Genomic DNA, 5,043 nt, shown 5'->3' with positions numbered 1-5,043 from the left:
GGGCGGGGCGGCGGACCGGATGGTTCCGGTCAGCCGCCGGCCGTCAGGTGGTCGAACTCGCCGTCCTTGATCCCCAGCAGCATCGCCTCGATCTCGGCGGGCGTGTAGACCAGGGCGGGCCCGTCCGGGTGCCGCGAATTGCGGACTGCCACATTCCCGCCGGGCAATTTGGCGAACTCCACGCAGGATCCCTGCGAGTTGCTGTGCCTGCTCTTCTGCCAGACCACCCCGTGGAGCTCTGTGGCGGCCATGCCGTTGTACGCGTGGTGCACAGATCGCTCCCGGAAAGTGCAGATGTCAACTGCCCCGGATCATAGCTTTGTTCACTTGCTGATGCATGGGCAGATGCACGTGCACGCGGGGTGCTCCCTCGGTTACAGATACCCGGGGTCAGCGCGAGGAGTACGGCAGCAGGGCCATCTCCCTGGCGTTCCTGACGGCCCGGGCGAGCTGCCGCTGCTGCTGGGCCGAGACCCTTGTCACACGGCGGCCGCGGATCTTCCCGCGGTCCGAAATGAATTTCCGCAGGAGATCGGTGTCCTTGTAGTCAATGTACGTAATCCCCGCCTCGTCCAGCGGATTGGGGCGGGACTTGAGGGGCTTACGGGGGTCTTTACCTCGGGACGGGCGGGACATCATGCCTCCAGAAGGGAATCAAAAGCGGACGGCAGGCGCTTCCACGCATCGCGTCCCGCCGCGTATTCGGCGTCGGTCAACAAGCACGATTCGAGGAGCTCTTCGAGCCCGCCGCGGTCGAGTCCCGGCGACGTGAAGACCAGGTGCTGACAGCAGTCCCCGTGCTCGGGATGCCAGTCGAGCGCGGCCGCCGCCCGGCGGACGGGCGGCACCATCTCCCACGCGGCGTCCGGCAGCGAAGCCAGCCACGGCCCCACGCTCTCCACGCACAGCGCGCCGCCCGCCGCGTCCCACGCCATCAGCGTGTCCGGGCGGTCCGCGAGCCAGAAACGGCCCCGGCTGCGGGCGGCCGCACAGGTCAGGTCCTCCAGCGCCGCGTACAGGCGCTGCGGGTGGAAGGGCCGCTTCCGATGCCACACCAGGGTGCCGACGCCGTGATCGTCCGCGTCCTGCGGCAGCAGCGCGCAGGCGGGATGCTGGCGGGCCGCCGCCGCCTCGATGTCGAAGCCGGCGAAGGCCGCCTCCGCGAGCTCGCCGGACGCCGCCGCCACCCTGCGGGCGGTCGGGTGCAGCTGCGCGAGCAGCGCCTCGTCCTGCTCGTCCGCCTCCTCGCTGTCCACGACGGCGAGGACCGGGGCGTACTCCAGCTGACGCGCCCAGGTGTCGGCGACCGTCCGCCGGTCGGTCGCCGCCGCCGCCAGTCCGGCCTCCGCCAGATCGTCGCCGCAGCCGAGGTACGGCAGGAGCAGCGCCGGGTCGACCGCCGTCATGACGGCGGTCAGGGCGAGCACGTCCCCGCCGTGCGCGACGACGACCTCGGCCATCGCCTTCGGCTCGACCGAGTCCCACAGCTCGACGATCGCCAGGCGGGTGAGACCGCCGCCGGCCAGCCGCTCCAGCTCCGGTACGAGGTCTTCGCGCAGCGCGCAGCACGCGCAGTCGTTGACCAGCGGAGCGTCGCCGGACGCGCTCTCGCCGAGGCTGTCGCGGACCGTGCGGCGCACCGTTCCCCCGGCCGCGGTCGAGAGGTCGTGGTGCAGCGCGACGCTCCCGGGGACCCGTCGCAGGAGCTGTTCCACGACCTCCTTGCGGGCGTCGGAGTGCAGCCCGCCGACGATGACGACGGGCAGCTTTCCCTTCGCGGCCACTACTTCGCCCCGTAGCGGCGCTTGAAGCGCTCCACGCGGCCCGCCGTGTCCAGCACCCGGGCCGTGCCCGTGTAGAAGGGGTGGCTCCGCGAGGAGATCTCGACGTCGACGACGGGGTACGTACGGCCGTCCTCCCACTCCACCGTCTTGTCGCTGGTCATCGTGGAGCGGGTGAGGAAGGCGAAGCCGCCGGCCTTGTCGCGGAAGACGACGGGGCCGTACGGCGGGTGGATTCCGGGCTTCATGTGCTGATGCCCCCTTCTGGTCTGGCTTCTGGTCCGGTCAGCGCTCTTCGCGGAAGTCGACGTGCCGGCGGACGACCGGGTCGAACTTGCGCAGCGTCATGCGGTCGGGGTCGTTGCGGCGGTTCTTGCGGGTCACGTACGTGTAGCCGGTCCCCGCCGTGGACCGGAGCTTGATGATCGGGCGGACTTCGTCGCGTGCCATGTGGTTAGTATATGGAAATGGTTCCCATTTTCAAGAAGGGGTGATCGCACCTTGTCCGCGCACTGCCAGCTGACCGGCGCCGAGCCGGGATTCGGCAACAACATCTCCCACTCGCACCGGCGCACGTCCCGTCGCTTCGACCCGAACATCCAGCGCAAGCGCTACTGGCTGGCGAGCGAGGGCCGCCATGTGCGGCTCGTGCTCAGCGCCCGGGCGATCAAGACCGTCGACGTGATCGGCGTCGAGGCGGCCGTGGCCCGCATCCGCGCCCGGGGGGTGAAGGTCTGATGGCGAAGAAGAGCAAGATCGCGCGCAACGAGCGGCGCAAGGCGGTCGTCGAGCGGTACGCCGAGCGACGGGCGGAGCTGAAGGAGATCCTCCGCAGGCCCGGAACGCCGGACACCGACCGCGCCGCCGCCCTGGCGGAGCTGCGCCGCCAGCCGCGCGACGCGAGCGCCACGCGGGTGCGCAACCGCGACAGCGTGGACGGCCGGCCGCGGGGCCACCTCCGGAGGTTCGGGCTCTCCCGGGTCCGGATGCGGGAGCAGGCGCATGCCGGTTTCCTCCCCGGCGTACGCAAGTCCTCCTGGTAGCTTGGCGCGTCCCGACCTACCGAATCTGGGGAGTCCGGAGTGCGTGAGTACGTACGTACCACCGTCGCGGCGGCGGCCGTCGCCGCCACCCTCGTCCTGACCGGCTGCAGCGGCGACAACGGCGCGGACGCCGGCGGCGACAAGGGCAAGGACACCGGCGCGAACGGCACGAGCGGCGGAGGCGGACAGAACAGCACCCCGCCCGGCGGGGATCAGGGGACGTCGGCGGACGTCGCCGGGTCCTGGGTCGCCACGACCGACGGGAAGATCATCGCGCTGATCATCCAGGGGTCCGACGCGGCGGTGGCCGGTGAGCACGTCTGCACCGGCACGGTCGCCGAGGGCGGCAAGGTGACGCTGAGGCTGAAGTGCGCCGACGGCAACGCCGACCGTACGACCGGGGTGGTCACCCCGGGCGCCGGCGGCGACTCGATCACCGTGAAGTGGGGCAGCGGGATCAAGGACACCTTCAGGAAGTCCGCCGCCGGCGACAAGCTGCCGGAGGGGATGCCCTCGGATCTGCCGAAGCTGCCGGGTTCCTGACGACACGTCGGCGAGTACGCGCGGGCCGCGGTTCCCTCCGGGGGCCGCGGCCCTTCGTCGTACAGGGCCCGGGGCGGGCCGGGGCCGGGACGGTCAGCGGGTCACGCCCGGGCGGGGCCCCATGCTGGCGCGGTCGGCCGCCGCGGTGCCGTGTTCCCAGCCCGCGTGGTCGCTGACGCCGCGCACCCGCGTGGACGTCGTCGCCGGGAACATCCGCTCCGCCCGGTCCTCCACCGCCAGGTCCCGCGCCGCGAGCACCGGCAGCAGCGAGCCGTCCGTCTCCTGCGTCACGTGACCCGTCGCCTCCGACAGGCGTTGGCCGAGCCGGCTCGCGTACGCCGTCAGGAAGGCCTGGCGGAACGCCTTCGTGCGCTTGCGGCCGCCGGCCCGCTGCGCCGCCTCCGCCCGTGTCATCGCCGCCGTGCCCTGCACGAGGAGGGAGGTGTAGAGCAGCTCGACGGACTCCAGGTCGGGTTCGAAGCCGACGACCGTGGAGAAGTTGAAGCCGCTGTTCCACACCGCGCGGCAGCGGTTCGCGCCGGCGACCGCGTCGAGCAGGACCGCCTTGGCCGTCTCGTACGGCGCGTCCACGCCGATCCGGCAGGCCGCAGGCACGTCGCCGGTGTGCCCCTGCGCGGACAGCAGCGCGGCGTCGATGCTGTGGCGGGCCATCAGCTCCTGCGCCTTGGCGGTGAGGGCCTCCGCCTCGTCCGGGTAGTCGGTCGCCTCCGCCTTGGCCAGCAGCGCGCGGATGCGGCTGAGCATGCGCGGCTCGTCGGGGGTGGCCGCGTGCGCACGTACGTGTGAGGACTCGCCCGGGGGCGGGCCCACCGGCTCGATCGAGGGGAGGCGGACGAGGAGGCGGAACAGTTCGAGGTGCGCCGTGGCGAGCGAGAAGCGGTCCGTCCGCTCGCGCGCGGCCAGTTCGTCGGCGTACCGCTCGTCGTCGTGCCACCAGGGCCGGACCGCTTCGAGCTCGCGCAGCTGTGCCTCCCAGCGGGGGGCCGTCCGCGCGTACCTGCGGTTCTCGGCGGCGATCAGGTCGGTGGTCAGGCGCACGTGGCGGTCGTCGAGGTCGCGGCGGACGAGGCGTACGACGTCGGCGGGCTGCCAGCCCCGCTCCCAGGCCCGGCGTACCAGCTCCTCGCCGCGCCGCAGGATCTCGCGCCCCGCCGCGGGCCAGGGCGCGGCGGCGATCAGCGAGGCGCCGAGGTCGAGGCCCGCGTCGCCTTCGGCGTACACCGCCGCGGATATCGCCTTCTCCACCTGCTCCATGCCCACGATGGTGTCACGCGGCAGGGCCAGGCATACCCCGGGAGCTGGTCGCACGACAAGCTGAGCGGCGCCGGAACGTCCCGCGACAGACCCGGCATCACGCCCCAAGCAGCTAGGAGAGAACATCCCGGGACAGACCCGGCATCACGCTCCGAGCAGCCAGGAGAGGACGTCCCGCGACAGACCCGGCTTCGCGCTCCGAGCTGCCCGGAGGGGACGTGTCGGGGCGCTCCCCGCAGGGCGTCGAACGCAACCACGCCGAACGACCGTGAGCAGTACCCGAACGTTCGGCGCCCGAGGAGACGCCCCGGCGCGGCACCGACCCCGAAGCCCCGGCACCAGCACCCCCGCGCAGCCGCAGCCGCACTCTCACCCGCACCCGCACCCGCAGCCACCCGCAC

At 72.4% G+C, this 5,043-nt stretch carries 9 protein-coding genes; 3 read left to right on the top strand and 6 right to left on the bottom strand.

What is annotated here, in order from left to right; genetic code table 11:
- Positions 1-29: 29 nt before the first annotated feature.
- The 5 genes from E2E34_RS31230 to rpmG form a co-directional block, all read right to left on the bottom strand.
- On the bottom strand, positions 30-272 hold the full coding sequence (locus E2E34_RS31230; RefSeq protein ID WP_189715548.1) for a DUF397 domain-containing protein: 243 nt from the start codon (positions 270-272) through the stop codon (positions 30-32).
- Positions 273-390: 118 nt separating this feature from the next.
- Positions 391-636, bottom strand: coding sequence for a 30S ribosomal protein S18 (gene rpsR / locus E2E34_RS31225; RefSeq protein ID WP_138905218.1), 246 nt, complete (start codon positions 634-636; stop codon positions 391-393).
- Entirely contained in the window at positions 636-1,784 is a 1,149-nt protein-coding gene (locus tag E2E34_RS31220) for a CobW family GTP-binding protein (protein ID WP_138905217.1), read from the bottom strand. Before E2E34_RS31220 ends, rpsR begins: the two co-directional genes overlap by 1 nt.
- Positions 1,784-2,029, bottom strand: coding sequence for a type B 50S ribosomal protein L31 (locus tag E2E34_RS31215; protein WP_138905216.1), 246 nt, complete (start codon positions 2,027-2,029; stop codon positions 1,784-1,786). The genes E2E34_RS31220 and E2E34_RS31215 overlap by 1 nt, the downstream gene beginning before the upstream one ends.
- Positions 2,030-2,066: 37 nt before the next feature.
- Positions 2,067-2,231: a 50S ribosomal protein L33 gene (rpmG, locus tag E2E34_RS31210; RefSeq protein ID WP_138905215.1), complete on the bottom strand. Its 165-nt coding sequence runs from the start codon at positions 2,229-2,231 to the stop codon at positions 2,067-2,069.
- A 51-nt stretch (positions 2,232-2,282) separates the two neighbouring features.
- Here rpmG and rpmB point away from each other — a divergent pair, with 51 nt between their 5' ends.
- Genes rpmB through E2E34_RS31195 form a run of 3 tightly spaced genes read left to right on the top strand, consistent with a single transcriptional unit; the run spans position 2,283 to position 3,367 of the window.
- On the top strand, positions 2,283-2,519 hold the full coding sequence (rpmB, locus tag E2E34_RS31205; RefSeq protein WP_138905214.1) for a 50S ribosomal protein L28: 237 nt from the start codon (positions 2,283-2,285) through the stop codon (positions 2,517-2,519).
- Positions 2,519-2,824 carry a 30S ribosomal protein S14 gene (rpsN, locus tag E2E34_RS31200; RefSeq protein ID WP_138905213.1) on the top strand — a complete coding sequence of 102 codons (306 nt, stop codon included), beginning with the start codon at positions 2,519-2,521 and terminating at the stop codon, positions 2,822-2,824. Before rpmB ends, rpsN begins: the two co-directional genes overlap by 1 nt.
- 39 nt (positions 2,825-2,863) lie before the next feature.
- Positions 2,864-3,367: a hypothetical protein gene (locus tag E2E34_RS31195; protein WP_138905212.1), complete on the top strand. Its 504-nt coding sequence runs from the start codon at positions 2,864-2,866 to the stop codon at positions 3,365-3,367.
- Positions 3,368-3,460: 93 nt separating this feature from the next.
- Here E2E34_RS31195 and E2E34_RS31190 read toward each other — a convergent pair whose 3' ends face one another.
- Positions 3,461-4,642 carry a DUF2786 domain-containing protein gene (locus E2E34_RS31190; protein WP_138905211.1) on the bottom strand — a complete coding sequence of 394 codons (1,182 nt, stop codon included), beginning with the start codon at positions 4,640-4,642 and terminating at the stop codon, positions 3,461-3,463.
- Between the last annotated feature and the right edge of the window lie 401 nt (positions 4,643-5,043).

Source organism: Streptomyces albidochromogenes, assembly GCF_005981925.1.
Taxonomy (GTDB): domain Bacteria; phylum Actinomycetota; class Actinomycetes; order Streptomycetales; family Streptomycetaceae; genus Streptomyces; species Streptomyces albidochromogenes.
The sequence above is the reverse complement of the archived record's forward strand: the minus strand, read 5'-3'. Positions and strand labels throughout refer to the sequence as shown.